The following is an 18,270-nucleotide window of genomic DNA, read 5'->3' as shown; positions in this document are numbered from 1 at the left end:
CTCCTTCAATTGAGCCAAGCAGACCCATCCATGATAGTTGCCAGTCAAATCGAACTGATCCGCGGCGGCCGCACGCTGCTGGACAACGCGTCCGCCACCATACATCCCGGCCACAAGGTGGGCCTGGTGGGCAAGAACGGCTGTGGCAAGTCCACCTTCTTTGCGCTGGTGCGGGGCGAGCTGGCCATCGACAACGGCAGCTTCAGCCTGCCCGCCGGCTGGCAGATTGCCGGCGTTGCCCAGGAGACCCCGGCACTGGAGTGCTCCGCCCTCGACTACGTGATCGACGGCGACAAGGAGTTTCGCACCCTGGAGGCCGAGCTGGCCAAAGCCGAGGCGGATGACAACGGTCTGCTGGTGGCCGAGCTGCACGGCAGGCTCGATACCATAGGCGCCTACAGCATTCGCGCCCGCGCCGCCGAGCTGCTGCACGGCCTCGGCTTTGGCGGGGATCAGCTGAGCTCGCCGGTGCGCAGCTTCTCCGGTGGCTGGCGCATGCGCCTGAACCTCGCCCAGGCGCTGCTCTGCCGCTCCGATCTGCTGCTGCTCGATGAACCGACCAACCACCTGGATCTCGATGCCGTCATCTGGCTGGAGAAGTGGCTCAAGAGCTACCAGGGCACGCTCGTGCTGATCTCTCACGACCGGGACTTCCTCGACTCCGTGGTCGGGCGCATCATCCACATCGAGAACGGCAAGCTCAACGAATACACCGGCGGCTATTCCGACTTCGAGCTGCAGCGCGCCGAACAGCTCGCCCAGCAGCAGTCCATGTACGAGAAGCAGCAGCGGGAGATGGCCCACATGCAGTCCTATGTGGATCGCTTCCGTTACAAGGCCTCCAAGGCCCGCCAGGCGCAGAGCCGGTTGAAAGCCATGGAGCGGATGGAGAAGATCCTGCCCGCCCACGCCGATTCCGAGTTCAGCTTCGAGTTTCGCGAGCCCTCGGCCCTGCCGACCCCTCTCATCGCCATGGAGAACCTCAGTGCCGGCTACGGCGACAAGGTGATCCTGGAGAAGATCAAGCTCAACCTGGTGCCGGGCTCGCGCATCGGCCTGCTGGGGCGCAACGGTGCGGGCAAGTCCACCTTCATCAAGATGCTTGCGGGCTCCAATGCGCCGCTATCAGGCAAGCTGGAAGTGAGCGCCGGGGTCAGCATCGGTTACTTCGCCCAGCATCAGCTGGAGACCCTGCGTCTGGATGACTCTCCCCTCGATCATCTGGTGCGCCTCGCCCCGGACAAGACGGAGCAGGAGCTTCGCAACTACCTCGGCAGCTTCGGCTTCCACGGGGACAAGGTGCTGGACAAGGTGGCCCCCTTCTCCGGCGGCGAGAAGGCGCGCCTGGTGCTGGCCCTCATCACCTGGCAGCGCCCCAACCTGCTGCTGCTAGATGAACCGACCAACCACCTGGATCTGGAGATGCGCCACGCCCTGACCATGGCGCTGCAAGGGTTCGAAGGGGCCATGGTGGTGGTCTCCCACGACCGTCACCTGCTGCGCACCACCACGGATGACTTCTATCTGGTCCACGGCGGCCGGGTCGAGCCATTCGACGGCGACCTCGACGACTACCACAAGTGGCTCGGCGAGCAGGAGAGAGAGGCCAACGCCAAGCCGGCGGACGGCCCCGTCTCCGCCAACTCGGCTGTGGCGCGCAAGGATCAGAAACGGCTCGAGGCCCAGTTCCGCCAGCAGACCCGGCCGCTTCGCCAGAAGCTCGAGAAGCTCGAGGCTGGCATGGAGAAGCTGCAGGGGAAACTCGCCGACATCGAGCAGCAGCTGGCCGACCCCGCCATCTACGAGGAGAGCGCCAAGCAAAAGCTCTCCGAGCTGCTAAAGTCCCAGGGTCCCCTCAAGGAGGAGCTTGAGGAGATAGAACTGGAGTGGATGAACCTCTCCGAGGAGCTGGAAACCATGGAGCAAGCCTTCTTTGCGTGACGAACAGATGATGACAAGCGAGCGGATCGGCGCCGACGCGCTGCCCACTCCCCTCGACTTCTGGGTGTGGAGCAGCCAGGTCTATGGCCAGCGCAGCCAGGACTGGCTCCATGTGCAGAGCCTGGGCGGCAACGTCAACCTGGCCCTGCTGCTGCACTATCTGGACCAGTGCGGGATCCCGGTCGATCTCACCGATCTGCAGCCGGGCCTGGTGCAGACCGAAGCCGTGCTGCTCCCCTGGCGTGCCCTGCGTCAGCAGGCCAAGAGCCGGGTGGCCGACGAGGAGTATCAGGCCATGCTGGCCCACGAACTGGAACTGGAGCGGCTGCAGCAAGGCGTCTTGTTGCAGACCCTGCGCGAGCTTTCCCTCTCCCGGGGCAAGAGCCACAACCTGTCAAACTATCTATCGTTACTGGGTGCCCAACAGGGCCCCCTCAGAGATCTCATATGCTGAGCTACCGCCACGCCTTCCACGCAGGCAACCACGCCGACGTGCTGAAACACGCCGTCCAGGCCCTGATCATCGAGTCCCTCAAGAAGAAGGAGAAACCCTTCATCGTGCTGGATACCCATGCCGGTGGCGGTCTCTACGACCTGCGCGGCGACTGGTCCCAGAAGAAGGCCGAGTATGCCGACGGCATTGGCCGTCTTTGGAACGAGCGCGCCCAGTGGGTGGCCATGGCGCCGTATCTGGGTGTCATCGAGGAGATGAACCAGGGGGGCGATCTGCACTACTACCCGGGCTCCCCCGAGCTCTCCCGCCGCCTCATTCGCGAGCAGGACAAGCTGGCCTTGATGGAGCTGCACAACAACGAGGTGGAGGACCTGCGCGCCAATATGGGGTACGACCCGCGCGTCGCCGTCCACCATCGCGACGGCTTCGAGGGGCTGGTCGCCCTGCTGCCCCCCACCCCTCGCCGCGGCCTGGTGCTCATCGATCCCCCCTATGAGCTGAAAGAAGACTACTTCGCCGTGGTCGATACCCTTAAAAAAGCGCAAAAGCGCTGGGCCACCGGCATCTACGCCCTCTGGTATCCCATCCTCGGCCAGGAGGCGGACAAGTCCCGGGATATGCTCAAGGCGATCAAGCGGGAGAACTTCGGTAACGTCTTGGTCGCCGAGCTGGAAGTGGCCGGCCAGACTAGCGATTGGGGCATGAACGGTTCCGGGATGCTTATCGTCAGCCCCCCCTGGATGCTGGATGAGCAGATCGAAGCCTTCTTGAACCCCCTGTGCGCCAGGCTGGCCCAGGGCACTGGCGCCCAGTACAGGGTGGAGTGGCTGAACCAGGCCGAGGCCTGACCGCTCACCCGTTGCAAAAAACGACAAAGCCCCGCGAGGGGCTTTTCTATGACTGCGGCAGCGGCGGCTGAGGTTGCTCAGCGCCAGGTCTTGTGGGCAGATCCCGCCAGAGCGCCAGAATGAGCAACGCCAGCAGGGCGAAGGGCGGTGCCAGGCAGAGCAGCACGCACAGGAAGGTGACAAGCACCGGATGGCGGCTCTTGCGCCGGGCCAGTCGCCAGGCCACGACACCGACGATGATCATCAGCAGCAGGATGAACAGCACATAAATGTTGGCATTGATGGTCATGAAAGCTCCTTTTTCATGGCAAAAAGCACACTCTAACGCTGGTATGGCCCCATACAACTCCCTATTCGGTGGGTGAATGTCGATCGATAGGCTTTTTCTATTTCGCCAATAGATGAGAATAGTTTTCATTTAATGGTTTTCTGGGTGATACTGCCTTCATCGCCAGAGGGAGCCACCACCATGAAAAAGACCATCAGCTTTGCCGCCCTGCACTTCAGTGTCGCCTTCACCGTGGCTTACCTGCTGACCGGTGAACTGCTCACCGCCAGCCTGATCGCCCTGATCGAACCCGCCGTCAACACGGTCGCCTTCTACTTCCACGACCTTGGCTGGCGCAGGTTCAAACCCGAGCACAGCCTGCAGGCCAAGACCAGCAGCTTCGCACTGGTGCACTTCTCTGTGGCCTTCGGCGTCGCCTTCCTGCTGAGTGGCGAGCTGCTCACCGGTGGCGTAATGGCGCTGATCGAACCTTCCATCAACACAGTGGTGTTCTTCTTCCACGAGCGGCTGTGGCGCAGCCGCCAGCAACTGGCGCTGGCCTGATCTTCCTCCCTTCTTCCGGGGCGCCCGGCGTAAAAAGCGCTCGGCGTCCCTGCGCCATTATGTTGTAGAGTGTGCTCTAGTTATGGGGTATTCCCCTTTTGCTGGAGCCTTTCGATGAACAAGATGCTGTTTGCCACCCTCTCTCTCTCGCCGCTACTGGCCACGGCGGCCACTCCCTCCTTCGACTGCACCAAGGCCCACAGCACGGCCGAGCAGCTTGTCTGTCAGGATGCAGGGCTCGCCGCACTGGACAACGAACTGGCGACTCTCTACCCCAAGGCGCTGGCCAACTTCAATGACGAGCAGAAAAAGACGGAGAAGGCGATACAGCGCGGCTGGATCAAGGGACGCAACGAGTGCTGGAAAGAGAGTGACGCACGCCAATGCGTGGAGAAGAGCTACCAGATGCGGATCACCGAGCTGCAGATCAAGGGCGGCCAGTTGATGGTGCCAAGCCCGGTGGACTACCAGTGCGGCAACAAAGTGACCCTTTCGACCTATTTCTACAACGAGGCCAAACTGCCCGCCGCCGTGATCAACCTGAGCGAGGGGAACGACCAGCAGCAGGTACTCGCCTATGAAACCCCCAGCGCCAGCGGGGCCAGATATGAAGGGCAAAACCTCACCCTCTGGACCAAGGGAGATGACGCGACACTGGAGCGCTATGGCCAGCCTGCCCTCACCTGCCAGCCATTGGGCAAGGGGGGCAACGAATAGTCCCCTTCCCTTCGTGCAATGAAAAAGCCCCGCAGTTGCGGGGCTTTTTACTATCTGAGCGGAATTACTTCACCGCGATGGCGTCGGCCATGGGGCTCTGGAACTCCTGCTCGGCTTCTGCGAAGCGATCCTGCATGGCCTGGGAGGGGGCCTTGTCCAGCAGGCTGAACACCACGATCGCCACGGCAGCGAACAGGAAGCCCGGGATGATCTCGTACAGACCCAGCCAGCCGAACTGCTTCCAGACGATGACGGTCAGGGCACCGACCAGCATGCCCGCCAGGGCGCCGTTGCGGGTCATGCGGGACCAGAGCACGGAGAGCAGCACCACGGGGCCGAAGGCGGCACCGAAGCCGGCCCAGGCGTAGCTCACCAGACCCAGTACCCGGTTTTCCGGGTTCACGGCCACGGCGATGGCGATGAGGGAGATCAGCAGCACCATGGCACGGCCGACCCACACCAGCTCCTTCTGGGAGGCGTTCTTGCGCAGGAAGGGCTTGTAGAGATCCTCGGTGATGGCGCTGGAGCAGACCAGCAGCTGGCAGCTGAGGGTACTCATGACCGCCGCCAGGATGGCGGAGAGCAGAACGCCGGCGACCCAGGGGTTGAACAGGATCTTGGAGAGCTCGATGAAGACCCGCTCGGGGTTGCCGGTCACACCACTCGCCTGCTCGGTGAAGGTGGAGAAGTAGGAGAGGCCGAAGAAGCCGATGGCCACGGCGCCGCCCAGGCACAGCACCATCCAGGTCATGCTGATGCGACGGGCATTGGTCATGGAGTGGTGGGAGTCCGCCGCCATGAAGCGCGCCAGGATGTGGGGCTGGCCGAAGTACCCGAGGCCCCAGGCCATCAGGGAGATGATGGCGATGAAGTCCAGGTTCTTGAACATGTCGAGGTTGCTGGCATTCTGCGCCGCCACCTGCACCATGGCGGTGTCGATACCGCCCACGGCGATGATGACGAAGACCGGGGTCAGGATCAGGGCGAAGATCATCAGGGTCGCCTGCACGGTATCGGTCCAGCTTACCGCGAGGAAGCCACCGAAGAAGGTGTAGGTGATGGTGGCCGCGGCACCGACCCAAAGGGCGGTGTCATAGCTCATGCCGAAGGTGCTCTCGAACAGGCGGGCACCGGCCACCACGCCGGAGGCGCAGTAGATGGTGAAGAACAGCAGGATCACCAGGGCAGAGAGGATGCGCAGCACCCGGCTCTTGTCCTCGAAGCGGTAGGTGAAGTAGTCCGGCAGGGTCAGGGCGTTGCGGTTCTTCTCGGTATGAACCCGCAGTCGACCGGCGACCCAGCGCCAGTTGAGATAGGCGCCGATGACCAGACCGATGGCGATCCAGCTCTCGGAGATGCCGCCGATGAAGACGGCGCCGGGCAGGCCCATCAGGAGCCAGCCACTCATGTCGGAGGCACCGGCGGAGAGGGCGGTCACCCAGCTCCCCATACGGCGGCCGCCGAGAATGTAGTCGTCAAAGTTGCGGGTGGCGCGATAGGCGATGAAGCCGATCAGGACCATCCCGAGGATGTACACCAGAAAGGTGATGAGCATGGGGGTGCTAGCTGTCATTCAAAACTCCGTTATGTGACGTCTGTGCCCGTTCTTGTGACGGGCTCTTCCTTAAAAAAACCGGCCTAGAGTAATCAGCGGATCGCCTGATCACAACCACTTTTAACAAATAAAAAACACAAGAAAAACGTTTCACACCTAATCAAGTAACCACTCACTGCCATGAAGGCCGGATTTTATCCCAATACACCAAGGATTTACCCTGATGTTCCCCTTCCCGATGACATAAAAAAGCCCCGGCAGAAGCCGGGGCTCGAGTTCGACGAAAAAACGATCAGCGGTTGATGGCGATGGGCATGCCGCTGCGCTGCTCCAGGGCCTGCTTGACCAGCTGGGAGTCGCTGTCCGCGTGGGCGATGAAACGGGTCACGGCGGTGGACATGGGCAGCGGTGCCGGCAGGCTGGAGTCGAACTCCTCCTGGCTGCGGGAGAGCGGCTGGTGCACTTCCAGATAGCGGCGGCCATCCGGCTCGACAGAGGCCTTGATGGGCTGGTTCACGAACTGGACGCGAGTACCGACCGGGACCTGCTTGAACAGGTACTCGATGTCGTCGTTGCGCAGCCGCACGCAGCCGTGGCTCACTCGCAGGCCGATGCCGAACTGGGCGTTGGTGCCGTGGATGGCGTACATCTTGCCGATGTAGAGCGCGAACAGCCCCATGGGGTTGTCCGGACCGGCCGGCCAGACCGCAGGCAGGGTCTCGCCACGGGCGGCGTACTCGGCGTGCATCTTGGCGGTCGGGGTCCAGGTCGGGCCCGCCTTCTTGCGCTGCACGCTGGTCACCCAGTCTTCCGGGGTGTCGGTGCCAAGCTGGCCGATGCCGATGGGCAGCACTTCCACCACCTTCTTGCCCTTGGGATAGTAATAGAGGCGCATCTCGGCCACGTTCAGCACTATGCCCTCGCGGGGGGCATCCGGCAGGATCAGCTGGTGCGGAATGACCATCTTCTCGCCGGCCTGCAGCAGCAGGGGATCCGCCTTGGGGTTGGCTTCCAGCATGTTGGTCAAGCCCAGCTGGAACTTGGCCGCGGCCGCTTCCAGGGGTTGGCCCGCCTCTTCGGCCGACACCACGTAATCCAGGTTCTCACCCACCAGGCGGCTGTTGGCTGCGGGCAGGGCATATTCGATGGCGAGGGCGGGCATGGCGGCCAGGATTAGGGAGCAGCACAGTGCGGCCGCCGTGTTGTGGAGGAGCTTCATAACGTTCCTGTGATAAAGGGGATGGTTCAGTACTCTGGCCAGGCCGGGGGCTCAGGCCCCCGGGGCAAAGAGAAGGCCGCCATTTTTCTCTTCTGCCTGCCAAATTTCAACCGCTGCGTGATGACGGTCAGTGATTAAATAAGGTACAGCGCCACGTCCCCTCTTCCACGCCGGAAGCGGTATCAGCCAGCCTTCCAGGCGTGCATGTCATAACCGGTTGGAGATTGATGCAATCTCAGATGAAATTGCTCAATAATCGCAAATATGTGGTCGAATATGTCAGCCTGTATCCCTTCATACTCGGCCCAGGCGGTGGTCGCCGTGAAGCAGTAGATCTCCAGCGGCAGGCCGTCCGTGGTCGGCGCCAGTTGGCGCACCATCAGGGTCATGTCCTTGCGAATGCCCGGGTGGGCGCGCAGGTAGGCATCCAGATAGGCGCGCAGGGTGCCGAGGTTGGTGAGGTGGCGGCCGTTGATGGGGCAACTGATGGCGTCGCTCAGCTGCTGGTTGTAGCTGCTGAGCTCCTGCTCCTTGCGGCTCAGATAGGGCGCCAGCAACCTGGCCTGCTTGAGCCGCAGCTGCTCCTCCGAAGTCAGGAAGCGCACGCTGGTCATGTCGATGTTGACGCTGCGCTTGATGCGGCGGCCACCGGATTCGGTCATCCCCTGCCAGTTCTTGAAGGAGTCGGAGATGAGGGCATAGGTGGGGATGGTGGTGATGGTCTTGTCCCAGTTCGACACCTTGACCGTGGTGAGGCCGATGTCGGTCACCTCGCCATCCGCCCCGTATTTATCCATCTGCAGCCAGTCACCGACGCTCAGCATGCGGTTGGCGGAGAGCTGGATCCCGGCCACCAGGCCCAGGATGGGGTCCTTGAACACCAGCATCAGGACTGCGGTCATGGCCCCCAGGCCACTGAACAGGAAGAGCGGTGACTTGCCGAGCAGCAGGGCGATCATCAGGATGCCGACCAGGATGCTGGCCACCAGTTTCACCCCCTGGAAGATGCCGCGCAGGGGCAGATCCCGTCCGAGCCGGGTATGGCGGCTCACCGACAGCAGGCAGTCGAGCAGGGCAAACAGCGCCAGCAGCAGGAACAGCAGGATCCAGAGCTGGGCCACCAGTTCGATCAGCGCCAGGCTGTCGGACGCCTTGGGCAGCCAGATCTCCGCCTGGCCGAGCAGCACGGCCCCCTGCAACACGAAGGCGAGGCGATAGAAAAGACGCTGCTGCAACTGGGGGGGCAGCCACGCCTGCTGGGCCTTGCCAAGCAGACCCACCAGGCGCACCAGCAGGATGCGGTGCAGCACCAGGTGCAGCACCAGGGCGGTCAGCAGGATGAACCCCAGGGCGATCACCAGGGCCATCATGGGTGTCACCTCGACACCGAGCCCGGACAACCAGTTGAAAAACATCTCTTTCATCACTACCTCCGCAATATCACACTGCGGTCAGGGTACGTATCTGGTCCTTCATGTCAAATGACGGGGTACTCAGCAGGCGCCGAAAATGACAGCGCCCGGCAGGGCCGGGCGCTGGGTTCTAACCGGGGCGGTATCAGCCGACCAGGCTCAGGGCATCGCGGGCGATGACCAGCTCTTCGTTGGTGGGCATCACCAGGGCCAGACGGCTGTCAGCGGTGGTGATGGGGCCTTCCCCGCCGAGCACGGCGGCGTTGTTGGCTTCCTTGTCGACCTTGAAGCCGAACAGGGCCAGGCGTGCCAGCACCATCTCGCGCACCATGGCGGCGTTCTCGCCGATACCGCCGGTGAACACCAGGGCGTCCAGACGACCGTCCATGGCGGCGGCGTAGGCACCGACATACTTGGCCACCCGGTAGGTGAACACGTCAAGCGCACGCTTGGCACCGTCGTCGGTGGCGTAGTTGGAGGTGACATAGCGGCAGTCGCTGCTCGCCTCTGTCATGCCCAGCAGGCCGGATTCACGGGTCAGGGTGTGATTGATCTGCTCCACGCTGTTGCCGAGCTGGTCGTGCATGAAGAAAACTACAGCGGGGTCTATGTCGCCGGAGCGGGTGCCCATCGCCAGCCCTTCCAGCGGGGTCAGCCCCATGGAGGTGTCGACGGATTCGCCGCCACGGATGGCGCAGACGGAGGCGCCGTTACCCAGGTGACAGTTGATGATGTTGAGCTCTTCCAGCGGCTTGCCCAGCGCCTTGGCGGTCTCTTCGGCGATGAAGCGGTGGGAGGTGCCGTGGGCGCCGTAACGGCGGATGCCGTTCTCCTTGTAGAGCCTGTAGGGCAGCGCGTAGAGGTAGGCTTCCTGCGGCAAGGTCTGGTGGAAAGCGGTGTCGAACACGGCCACGTTCTTCTCGGCCAGGGCCGGGAAGACCTTGAGGGCGGCACGGATGCCGATGAGGTGTGCCGGGTTGTGCAGGGGGGCGAACGGGATGGCGGCCTCGATGCCGGCGATCACGCCCTCATCGATGCGCACGGAGCGGGAGAACTGCTCGCCGCCGTGCACGATGCGATGGCCAATGGCCACCAGTTGCTCGGCCAGGGCGGGATCCTGGGGCAGGATGTGACCCACGATGTGGTCGAGAGCTTCCTGGTGCGCGGCACCCGCGCCCAGCATGGCGTCGCCCTTGACCCCGTGGAGTTTCCATTTGATGCGTGCATCGTCCAGATTGAAGCATTCGGCCAGGCCGGACAGCATGTCCTCGCCCGTTTCGGCGTCCATTACGGCAAATTTCAGGGAAGAGCTACCGCAGTTAAGGATCAATACCAACTTGCTCATGTTCTACATCTTCCTGTGCGTCGGCGTGATGCCGACAGTGTCGTGTCATCCAGCGATGGATGGGATTCCCCTGCCGGGGGCGTATGGTCGCAGGAGGCTGCGTCCAATTTTTCGATTCGGCCTGCGCAGCGTGTTCACTGCCGCAGGAGGGCCGGTACGGGCGATCAGAGCCCGGCCAGCAGATCCCGATGCACCTTGACCACCAGCTTCTTCACCTGTGCCGGCGGTTGAGGAGTGCAGAGGGGGCGATGCAGTTCTCCCGGCCAGAAGATGGCAAAGTCGCCGGGCTGCAACGCCAGATAACTGGTCTGCTCGTCGTCGACGAACCAGAGGTCGGGGTAAGGATGATCGGCGCCGTCCCGGACATAGGCATGGGGTCCCACACCGATCCACTCCTCCCCGCGCAGCAGCAGCTGGATATCCAGGTACTGCTCGTGAAACTCGCCGCGACGATCCGCAGCCGGCTCGGTCAGATCCTCGCTCACCAGGCAGAACAGATTGAGACCGTCGATCTCCTGCTTGCCGAGGGGGGCATCCAGCCAGCGTCCGACGCTCTGCACCACCTCGGCCATGATGCGGTCCAGGGGAGCGGGCAAGGGGGTGCGTTGCAAGGTATCCAGGCTGCCGGTGATCATGGGGTTCGCATCCTTAGCTATATCTGTGGTCTATCTTTCTGCATCAATGAAAAAGGACCCCTGAAGGTCCTTGTCTGGTGTCGCCCGCCATCCGTGCGGACACGAACCGAGCCTCTCGCTACATAAGGCGTCGGGCGGCTGTTGCACAGCCCGTCCCTCGCCAGGAGATACCGCTCGTTCACCCGATTATCGTACCAGCTGAAACAATATTATTCACTACCCGATGGCCGCCAACTTTGACCAGACGCAAAAACGGGAGCATCTGCTCCCGTTTTTTTCGTATCAAGCTGTCATGACCGGTGCCATTCAAACCTTGTTGGCGTTCTCCACCGGCTTGGCATACATGGCGCGCCAGATGGCCTTGTGCTCTGCTGGCACCTCGGACTGGCGGGTCAGGAAGGCAGCCTGCTCGGTCGTGCTGGCCCGATTGGGGACATCCGCGGCCAGGTAATTGCCGGGGAAGAGGCGATAGCTGCTCCAGATGGCCTTGTCGATGAGCGCGGCCAGTTCGTCCGGATCGCTGAACCCCTCAGTGATGGGGGCGCCGAAGGAGACGTGTACCCGCCCCTTCTGGCCGACGATGCCCGCGACTATGCTCTCGATGTCCTCGAACTCGCCCTTCTCGTAGCTGCCGTTGACCGACTTCTCGTAGAGCTCGCGCGCCTTGGCCATGTCGGTGGGATCCAGCTCGTAGCTGATGCTGACCGGCACGATATTGAGGCTGCGCATGTAGTCGACGAACTCGATCTTCTGCTTCTTGCCGTCCACGTAGAACATCTTGAGGATGGCCGGATCCGTCTTGTCGTCCCCGTCCTTGGCGCGCCCTTCCTTCTGGGCGATCCAGATGGAGTGCCCCTCGTGTACCGACTGGCCGATGTAGGCCGACAGCTCGCCGAGCGCCTTCATCATCTCCCGCGGCCCCTTGGCGGAGCGCTTGACGATGAAGCTCTTGTTGAGCTTCATCAACTCGGTGGCGCAGGGTTTGCGCAGCAGGTTGTCACCGATGGCGATGCGCACGGTATCGAAACCGTGGGTGTGCAGTCCCCAGTTGACGAACGCCGGATCCATGGCGATGTCCCTGTGGTTGGAGACGAACAGATAGCCCTGCTCCTTCTTCAGGTGTTCGAGCCCGGAGAAGCTCACCCCCTGGGTGGAGGTGGCGATCATGCGGGTCATGTAGCGGGTCACCCCCATCTGCACCTGATGGATGGTGCTGACCTTGGCCCACTTGTGGCGCAGGAACTGGCGGATCAGCGGGCGGATGGCCCAGCCCAGCCAGCTCATCAGGGAACCGAAACGGTATTTGGCGATGGCACCGATAAACTCGTCATCCTGGATCAGCCGCTCGATGGCCGCTGGCACTTCATCATCGCGATAGGGGCGAATGTCCGCGAATCTGTCTACTTCAGTCACAATGTCTGCCTTGCATGTATGGAGTCGCGACCAGCAGCTGCCGGCCGGGAAAATTCAGGGCGCAATTTTACACGCTTTTGGGGTCTGGGGTATGAGGCGCATACAGATAGTGCGATCTTGCCGTGAAAAAGCGCCTCCCGTCGCCGGGCAACGCGTCAAGACGCTCCCTGCAACAAGCAGGCTGACAGGCAAATGTCACCTAGACGGCGGGGTTGAGGAGCGCGGTGAGGACGTGGTCCTCCCAGCGGCCGTTGATCATCAGGTAGTCCTTTGCGTACCCCTCCCGCTCGAAGCCGAGCCGTTCGAGCAGGGCGCCGCTGCGCAGGTTCGCCGGCATGTAGCCGGCCATAATGCGGTGCAGGCCGCGCTCACCGAACAGGTAGTCGATGCCGGCCGTCACCACCTCGTGCATCAGTCCCTGTCCCTGATGGGCATGGTCGATGGCATAACCCAGGTGGCACGCCTTGAACATGCCCATCATGATGTTGGTGAAGTTGCAGGTGGCGAGCACTCGCTCTCCCCGCAGATCCAGGGCCGCCAGCTGCACGGCGCTGCCATCGAAGAACTGGCCGTAGCCGTCGCGTAGCCGCGCCTGCCAGTGGGCCAGGGTATAGAAACTTTCATCCCGCCTGGGCTCCCAGGGGGCGAGGTGGGTGCGGTTGCGCAGATAGAAATCCAGCATCAGGTCGGCCCGTTCCGGGGGCAGCACGGTCAACAGGGTGCGAGCCGTGGTGATATGGGGCAGCGTCGTCATCTCTCCCCCCGGACGTTGGAAGCGGGCAGAAAGGCCATCAGAGATCCCTTAGCCTGAGCCACTCGTCCCGCAGCAGGCCGTAGTGCACGTGATCCACCACCCTGTCCGCCAGTCGCTCCGCCCGCCGGGTCACCCCCTCCTGCACCATGCCGAGCCGCTCGCACACCGCCCGGCTCGCGTCGTTCTCCTGGGCGGCGCTGATCTCCACCTTCTCCATCCCCATCTCCTCGAAGGCGTGGTGGATCAGGGCCTGGCAGGCCCGGGTGATGATGCCGTGCCCCTGCCAGCGTTCCGCCAGCCAGTAGCCGATGCTGACCTTGGCCAGCCCGTGATCGATCTGGTTGTAGCCGATGACGCCGACTACCTCCCCCTGATACTCGATGGCCGTGGTCAGCCCCTCCCCCCGGGCGAATTTCTCGATGGCGTGGCGAATGAAGGTGGCGCTGTCGGAGGGTTGCTGGATGTGGGGCACCCAGGGCAACCACTGGGAGAGGTAGTCGCGGTTGCGCTGGCAGAGGCGAAACAGCTCGCTGGCCATGTCGGGTTGCAGGAACAGGAGCGCCAGCTCGTCATCCAGTTGCCATGAAAACATCGCCACTCCTCCCTGCGTTGACTCGGCGTGCGCCGTCATGGGAGCCAATGTAGTCAATCAATCCCTTGTTTGCCAAGGACTTTCGGCCCGCTCTCCCCGCTGGCAACCCCCAAATGGAGCGCCCCGTCCGGTCGGCTTATTGGGCTTGTCATCAATCCCGCCCATTTTTGGTGAAACACTCTGCCAGCCAGGCATTTACTGGACGATTAACATCGTAGAAGTATGTTCTGCTGCCTGTTTTCGCCGATCTGTTACAAATGACAGGCAGCCATTTCGTCCCTTCCCACTAGTGTAAGAGCGCCGGGCAACAGACCCGGTGTGTAATCTTCATCGACTAAGGAAAGACGAGATGAACAAAGTCTATTTGGCCGTGGTACTGGCCTGCTGGGGAAGCGCCGCCATGGCGGCAGAACAGGTGGAAGTAAACCAGGTCGCCGGCCTGCTGGGGGCGCCGAGCGGTGCCGCCGGGGTCAGCGCCCTCGCAGGGGATGGCGAGTTTCGCCAGGTGCGGGCGGTCAAGCTGCCCAATGGCCAGCAGCGGGTGCGCTATGAGCAGACCTGGCACGGCATCCCGGTCTGGGGCCAGGTGCTCGTGGCCGAGCAGTCCCTCGGCGGCCAGATCAGCCAGGTCTCCGGCACCATGCTGCGCCAGATCGAGACCGATCTCGCGAGCCCGACCGCCTCCCTCTCTCCCGCCGATGCCGCCCGCAAGGCGCGGGCCGGCGCCAAGGGCAGCAACGAGCGGGTCAAGCTGTTCGTGATGCAGGATGACGCAGGGCAGGCCCGTCTGGTCTACCTTGTCTCCTGGCTCGCGGCGAGCGAGGAGCCAAGCCGCCCCTTCGTCATCATCGACGCCCAGAGCGGCAGCGAGATCAAGCGCTGGGAGGGGATCAACCACAAGGACGCCACAGGTCCGGGCGGCAACCTCAAGACCGGCAAGTATTTCTACGGCGCCGACTTCGGCCCGCTGCAGGTGGACGACAACTGCCGGATGACCAGCGCGAACGTCGATACCCTCAACATGAACCATGCCACCACGGGGGGCGCCATCCACCAGTTCACCTGCCCGGAGAACACGGTCAAGGAGATCAACGGCGCCTATTCGCCGCTCAACGATGCCCACTACTTCGGCAACGTGGTATTCGACATGTACCGCAACTGGTACAACACGGCGCCGCTGAGCTTCAAGCTCAAGATGCGGGTGCACTACAGCCGCAACTACGAAAACGCCTTCTGGGACGGTAGCCAGATGACCTTCGGTGACGGCGCCACCACCTTCTACCCCCTGGTGAGCCTGGACGTGGCAGCCCACGAGGTGAGCCACGGCTTCACCGAACAGAACTCGGGGCTGGTCTACTCCGGCCAGTCCGGCGGCATCAACGAGGCCTTCTCCGACATGGCGGGGGAAGCGGCCGAGAACTACATGAAGGGCAGCAACGACTGGCTGGTGGGGGCCCAGATCTTCAAGGGCAACGGCTCGCTGCGCTACTTCGAGGATCCGACCCGGGACGGCAAGTCCATCGGCCACGCCAGCGACTACTATGACGGCATCGACGTACACCACAGCTCCGGGGTCTACAACCGCGCCTTCTACCTGCTGGCCAACACCAGCGGCTGGAACACCCGCAAGGCGTTCGAGGTGTTCGTGCTGGCCAACCGCCTCTACTGGGGTGCCAACACCACCTTCGATCAGGGCGCCTGCGGCGTGACCAGGGCGGCCACCGATCTCGGCTACAGCCTGAGCGACGTGGCGGCCGCCTTCACCACGGTCGGCGTCAATGCCTCCTGCACTACCACGCCGCCGGCGGGCAACGTGCTGCAAAACGGGGTACCGGTGAGCAATCTCACCGCCGCCAAGGGGGGCAAGCTGAGCTACACCATAGAAGTGCCGGCCGGCAGGAGCCAGCTGGTGGTCGCCAGCAGCGGCGGCACAGGGGATGCGGACCTCTATGTGAAGTTCGGCTCGGCCCCGACCAGCACCAGCTATGACTGCCGCCCCTACAAGAGCGGCAACGCCGAGACCTGTACCCTGAACGCGCCCAAGGCAGGGACCTGGCACGTGCAGCTGAGCGGCTTCAGCGCCTTCTCCGGTGTGACCCTCAAGGCCAGCCACTGATACCGATACACAGCAACAACATGGAAAGCGCCGGCCTGAACCGGCGCTTTTTTATTCCCGTTTCCCCGACCAGCGCCGGGCCAGGGAACGCGCCGCCTCCAGCACCCGCTCCTTGGCGGGATTGGGACGCTTGCCACTGCGCCAGGCCATCATCACATCCCAGTGATCCGGCGGCAGATCCACCACATCCAGTTTCACCAGGCGACCGAACTCCAGATCCCGGGTGATGGCGAGCGCCGGCATCAGGGTGATGAAGCCGTGCTCCAGCGCCAGCTCTCGCGCCGCGCTGGCGGGCTGGATGGCGTGCAGCGGGCTGGCGACCTGGCGCAGCAGCCGTAGCTGCAGGATCAGCTCGTCACAGCCGGTGCCCCACTGCTGGGGGGCCAGCCGCTCGTTGGCGATGTCCTGCAGGGTCAGCCCCTGCCGACCGGCCAGGGGGTGGGTGGCGCAGGCCACGGCGATGATGGGGGAGCGATAGAGCAGCTCGAGCTGGATGCCGGCGATGGCGGGACACTTCAGGATGAAGCCGACATCGGTCTCCCCGGTCAGCAGCTCCTGCATGATGATGCCGGAGTGATCCGTGTTGCAGCGGATCTCGAAGGCCTCGTCCACCAGGGCCAGCAGCAGGGGGCCGAACACCGCCGTGGTCAGGGAAGGCAGGCAGGAGAGCCGGATCCGCGGCAAGGCGGGCGCCCCCTGCATCGCGAGCCGCCCCCCTTCCAGAGCACTCAGGGCAGCCATCGCCGCAGGCAGAAACTGCTCGCAGGCCGGGGTCGGGGTGGCCCCACGGCGGTGGCGGCGAAACAGGGACTGGCCCAGCTCCTGCTCCAGCACGGCGATCCGCTGGCTCACCATGGGCTGCGACCAGCCACGGATGGCCGCCACCTTGCTGAAGCTGCCACGGTTGGCCACATCCAGCAGCAATTGCAAATCGTCGAGTGTCATAGCCATAACCAAATCCAATATGAAATATAGCCAGTTGTCGGCTACCACTATATCTGGCGCCCCACCAGAATAGCAGCATCAATCGTCATCATATGGCAATACGCCATCGAGTCAGGGACCTGTCATCGTCCTTGACTCTCTTTTGTGACGGCGCCATTCGGCGATGAATACAACAACACAACAATATCAACGGAACGAACAGAGGTAACAGGATCATGGTGGAGCGGGCGAGGCGGTTGGGGCGGTGGTTCTTGGCATTGGATTCCCTCCTGGTGATCCTGGGATTCTTCGTGGTCATGCCCATGATCAGCCTGCGTTTCGTGGACCAGCTCGGCTGGGCCGCCGGGGTGGTCGGGCTGGCGCTGGGGCTGCGTCAGCTCACCCAGCAAGGGCTGGGGGTGTTTGGCGGCTCCCTGGCCGACAAGTTCGGGGCGCGCCCCCTCATCGTCTGCGGCATGCTGCTGCGGGCGCTGGGGTTCGCCAGCCTGGCCTATGCCGAAAGCGGGCTGGAACTCATCCTCTCCTGCATCATCTCCGGGCTCGGTGGCTGCCTGTTCGATCCCCCCCGCGCCGCCCTGGTCATCAAGTTCACCCGGCCACGGGAGCGGGGCCGCTACATCTCCCTGCTGATGATGCTGGAGAGCGCCGGCGCCGTGGTGGGGGCCCTGCTCGGCAGCTGGCTGCTGAACTTCGACTTCGAATATGTCTGCCTGCTGGGTGCCGGTCTCTTCGTCTGCGCCGCCCTGTGCAACCTGCTGATCCTACCCCCCTACAAGCTCTCCGTACGCCCGACCCCGATCCGCGACGGCCTCGGCCAGGTACTGGCGGACAAGGCCTTCTGCCGACTGGTGCTGATCCTGAGCGGCTACTACGCGCTCTGGGTTCAGGTGATGCTGATCTTCCCCATCCTGGTCAAGCAGATGGCGGGCAGCACCACAGCGGTGGGCTGGATGTATACCCTGGAGACCGCCATCTCCCTGGCCCTGCTCTACCCCCTCGCCCGCTTCGGCGAGCGCCACTTCAAGCTGGAGAATCGCCTGATGGCCGGGGTATTGCTGATGACCACGGGGATAGGCCTGGTCGCCTTCGCCACCACCCTGCCCGCGGTCTTCCTGCTGCTCGCCTGCTTCTACCTCGGCATCGTCATCGCCGAGCCGGCGCGGGAAACCCTCATGACCAAGCTCGCCCAGCCCGGTGCGCGCGGCAGCTACATGGGCTTCAGCCGCCTGGGGCTGGCGCTCGGCGGCATGACGGGTTACGTGGGTGGCGGCGCCCTGCACGACTACGCCATGGCCCAGGGGCAACCCTGGCTGCCCTGGCTGGTGCTCGGCACCGTCGGCGTCACCACCCTGCTGCTGCTGGCGAACTGCTTCCAGCGTGGCTCCCGCCTTGCCAGGGTCAGCGCCTGACCCCTTGGCCATCACGCCATTCAACCCGGGCGCCCCTCTCTTGAGGGGCGCCCTCTTTTTATCCTCTCGTTGAGTGGCCCTCC

Annotated in this window: 17 protein-coding genes; 7 read left to right on the top strand and 10 right to left on the bottom strand. The window is 63.3% G+C overall.

Annotation, left to right across the window (positions count from 1 at the left end):
* Positions 1-30: 30 nt before the first annotated feature.
* From I6L45_RS10455 to I6L45_RS10445, 3 genes are read left to right on the top strand one after another with little or no spacing between them, the layout of a single operon-like run.
* Entirely contained in the window at positions 31-1,941 is a 1,911-nt protein-coding gene (locus tag I6L45_RS10455) for an ABC transporter ATP-binding protein (protein WP_043762450.1), read from the top strand.
* A complete protein-coding gene (locus tag I6L45_RS10450; protein WP_216982030.1) occupies positions 1,934-2,395 on the top strand; it encodes a DUF2390 domain-containing protein in 462 nt (153 codons plus the stop codon). Before I6L45_RS10455 ends, I6L45_RS10450 begins: the two co-directional genes overlap by 8 nt.
* On the top strand, positions 2,389-3,243 hold the full coding sequence (locus I6L45_RS10445; RefSeq protein WP_216982029.1) for a 23S rRNA (adenine(2030)-N(6))-methyltransferase RlmJ: 855 nt from the start codon (positions 2,389-2,391) through the stop codon (positions 3,241-3,243). The genes I6L45_RS10450 and I6L45_RS10445 overlap by 7 nt, the downstream gene beginning before the upstream one ends.
* A 46-nt stretch (positions 3,244-3,289) precedes the next feature.
* On the opposite strand, the gene I6L45_RS10440 is transcribed toward I6L45_RS10445, so the two are convergent.
* Positions 3,290-3,532, bottom strand: a complete 243-nt coding sequence (locus I6L45_RS10440) for a hypothetical protein (RefSeq protein ID WP_216982028.1) — start codon at positions 3,530-3,532, stop codon at positions 3,290-3,292.
* Between the two features lie 180 nt (positions 3,533-3,712).
* Here I6L45_RS10440 and I6L45_RS10435 point away from each other — a divergent pair, with 180 nt between their 5' ends.
* Positions 3,713-4,075: a DUF2061 domain-containing protein gene (locus tag I6L45_RS10435; RefSeq protein ID WP_043762456.1), complete on the top strand. Its 363-nt coding sequence runs from the start codon at positions 3,713-3,715 to the stop codon at positions 4,073-4,075.
* A gap of 114 nt (positions 4,076-4,189) precedes the next feature.
* Entirely contained in the window at positions 4,190-4,792 is a 603-nt protein-coding gene (locus I6L45_RS10430; RefSeq protein WP_043762457.1) for an MliC family protein, read from the top strand.
* A gap of 64 nt (positions 4,793-4,856) precedes the next feature.
* Here the strand turns inward: I6L45_RS10430 and putP are convergent, their stop codons facing one another.
* The 8 genes from putP to I6L45_RS10390 all read right to left on the bottom strand — a co-directional run bounded on the left by putP (position 4,857) and on the right by I6L45_RS10390 (position 13,717).
* Positions 4,857-6,365, bottom strand: coding sequence for a sodium/proline symporter PutP (putP, locus tag I6L45_RS10425; RefSeq protein WP_216982027.1), 1,509 nt, complete (start codon positions 6,363-6,365; stop codon positions 4,857-4,859).
* Positions 6,366-6,639: 274 nt separating this feature from the next.
* Positions 6,640-7,566 carry a L,D-transpeptidase family protein gene (locus tag I6L45_RS10420; protein WP_216982026.1) on the bottom strand — a complete coding sequence of 309 codons (927 nt, stop codon included), beginning with the start codon at positions 7,564-7,566 and terminating at the stop codon, positions 6,640-6,642.
* Positions 7,567-7,748: 182 nt separating this feature from the next.
* Positions 7,749-8,990, bottom strand: coding sequence for a mechanosensitive ion channel family protein (locus I6L45_RS10415; RefSeq protein ID WP_216982025.1), 1,242 nt, complete (start codon positions 8,988-8,990; stop codon positions 7,749-7,751).
* Between the two features lie 133 nt (positions 8,991-9,123).
* Positions 9,124-10,323, bottom strand: a complete 1,200-nt coding sequence (locus I6L45_RS10410; protein WP_216982024.1) for an acetate kinase — start codon at positions 10,321-10,323, stop codon at positions 9,124-9,126.
* Between the two features lie 164 nt (positions 10,324-10,487).
* Positions 10,488-10,958, bottom strand: a complete 471-nt coding sequence (locus tag I6L45_RS10405) for a YhcH/YjgK/YiaL family protein (protein WP_216982023.1) — start codon at positions 10,956-10,958, stop codon at positions 10,488-10,490.
* Between the two features lie 306 nt (positions 10,959-11,264).
* The gene (locus I6L45_RS10400; protein ID WP_134697276.1) at positions 11,265-12,371 is read right to left on the bottom strand and encodes a 1-acyl-sn-glycerol-3-phosphate acyltransferase; all 1,107 of its coding nucleotides are present in this window, start codon (positions 12,369-12,371) and stop codon (positions 11,265-11,267) included.
* A 199-nt stretch (positions 12,372-12,570) separates the two neighbouring features.
* Positions 12,571-13,125 (bottom strand): ribosomal protein S5-alanine N-acetyltransferase, encoded by a 555-nt coding sequence (rimJ, locus tag I6L45_RS10395; protein WP_216982022.1) that lies wholly within the window; start codon positions 13,123-13,125, stop codon positions 12,571-12,573.
* Between the two features lie 37 nt (positions 13,126-13,162).
* Entirely contained in the window at positions 13,163-13,717 is a 555-nt protein-coding gene (locus tag I6L45_RS10390; protein ID WP_216982021.1) for a GNAT family N-acetyltransferase, read from the bottom strand.
* Between the two features lie 349 nt (positions 13,718-14,066).
* Between I6L45_RS10390 and I6L45_RS10385 the strand changes: the two genes are divergently transcribed.
* Positions 14,067-15,833, top strand: coding sequence for a M4 family metallopeptidase (locus I6L45_RS10385; RefSeq protein WP_216982020.1), 1,767 nt, complete (start codon positions 14,067-14,069; stop codon positions 15,831-15,833).
* 51 nt (positions 15,834-15,884) lie between these two features.
* Here I6L45_RS10385 and I6L45_RS10380 read toward each other — a convergent pair whose 3' ends face one another.
* A complete protein-coding gene (locus I6L45_RS10380) occupies positions 15,885-16,784 on the bottom strand; it encodes a LysR family transcriptional regulator (protein ID WP_216982019.1) in 900 nt (299 codons plus the stop codon).
* Positions 16,785-16,993: 209 nt separating this feature from the next.
* Here I6L45_RS10380 and mdtH point away from each other — a divergent pair, with 209 nt between their 5' ends.
* Entirely contained in the window at positions 16,994-18,187 is a 1,194-nt protein-coding gene (gene mdtH, locus I6L45_RS10375) for a multidrug efflux MFS transporter MdtH (RefSeq protein ID WP_043762477.1), read from the top strand.
* The last annotated feature ends 83 nt before the right edge of the window (positions 18,188-18,270 follow it).

Origin of the sequence: Aeromonas sp. FDAARGOS 1415, assembly GCF_019048365.1 — a bacterium.
GTDB lineage: Bacteria > Pseudomonadota > Gammaproteobacteria > Enterobacterales > Aeromonadaceae > Aeromonas > Aeromonas taiwanensis.
This window is presented reverse-complemented; position numbering and strand designations above follow the sequence as displayed.

Excerpts from the sequence above, each read along its gene's own strand:
- I6L45_RS10440 (WP_216982028.1), bottom strand. The coding sequence starts at position 3,532 with ATGACCATCAATGCCAACATTTATGTGCTGTTCATCCTGCTGCTGATG.
- I6L45_RS10405 (WP_216982023.1), bottom strand. The coding sequence starts at position 10,958 with ATGATCACCGGCAGCCTGGATACCTTGCAACGCACCCCCTTGCCCGCT.
- mdtH (WP_043762477.1), top strand. The coding sequence starts at position 16,994 with ATGGTGGAGCGGGCGAGGCGGTTGGGGCGGTGGTTCTTGGCATTGGAT.
- I6L45_RS10410 (WP_216982024.1), bottom strand. The coding sequence starts at position 10,323 with ATGAGCAAGTTGGTATTGATCCTTAACTGCGGTAGCTCTTCCCTGAAA.
- I6L45_RS10420 (WP_216982026.1), bottom strand. The coding sequence starts at position 7,566 with ATGAAGCTCCTCCACAACACGGCGGCCGCACTGTGCTGCTCCCTAATC.
- I6L45_RS10415 (WP_216982025.1), bottom strand. The coding sequence starts at position 8,990 with ATGAAAGAGATGTTTTTCAACTGGTTGTCCGGGCTCGGTGTCGAGGTG.
- I6L45_RS10385 (WP_216982020.1), top strand. The coding sequence starts at position 14,067 with ATGAACAAAGTCTATTTGGCCGTGGTACTGGCCTGCTGGGGAAGCGCC.
- I6L45_RS10435 (WP_043762456.1), top strand. The coding sequence starts at position 3,713 with ATGAAAAAGACCATCAGCTTTGCCGCCCTGCACTTCAGTGTCGCCTTC.
- rimJ (WP_216982022.1), bottom strand. The coding sequence starts at position 13,125 with ATGACGACGCTGCCCCATATCACCACGGCTCGCACCCTGTTGACCGTG.
- I6L45_RS10445 (WP_216982029.1), top strand. The coding sequence starts at position 2,389 with ATGCTGAGCTACCGCCACGCCTTCCACGCAGGCAACCACGCCGACGTG.
- I6L45_RS10380 (WP_216982019.1), bottom strand. The coding sequence starts at position 16,784 with ATGGCTATGACACTCGACGATTTGCAATTGCTGCTGGATGTGGCCAAC.
- I6L45_RS10430 (WP_043762457.1), top strand. The coding sequence starts at position 4,190 with ATGAACAAGATGCTGTTTGCCACCCTCTCTCTCTCGCCGCTACTGGCC.
- I6L45_RS10455 (WP_043762450.1), top strand. The coding sequence starts at position 31 with ATGATAGTTGCCAGTCAAATCGAACTGATCCGCGGCGGCCGCACGCTG.
- putP (WP_216982027.1), bottom strand. The coding sequence starts at position 6,365 with ATGACAGCTAGCACCCCCATGCTCATCACCTTTCTGGTGTACATCCTC.
- I6L45_RS10390 (WP_216982021.1), bottom strand. The coding sequence starts at position 13,717 with ATGTTTTCATGGCAACTGGATGACGAGCTGGCGCTCCTGTTCCTGCAA.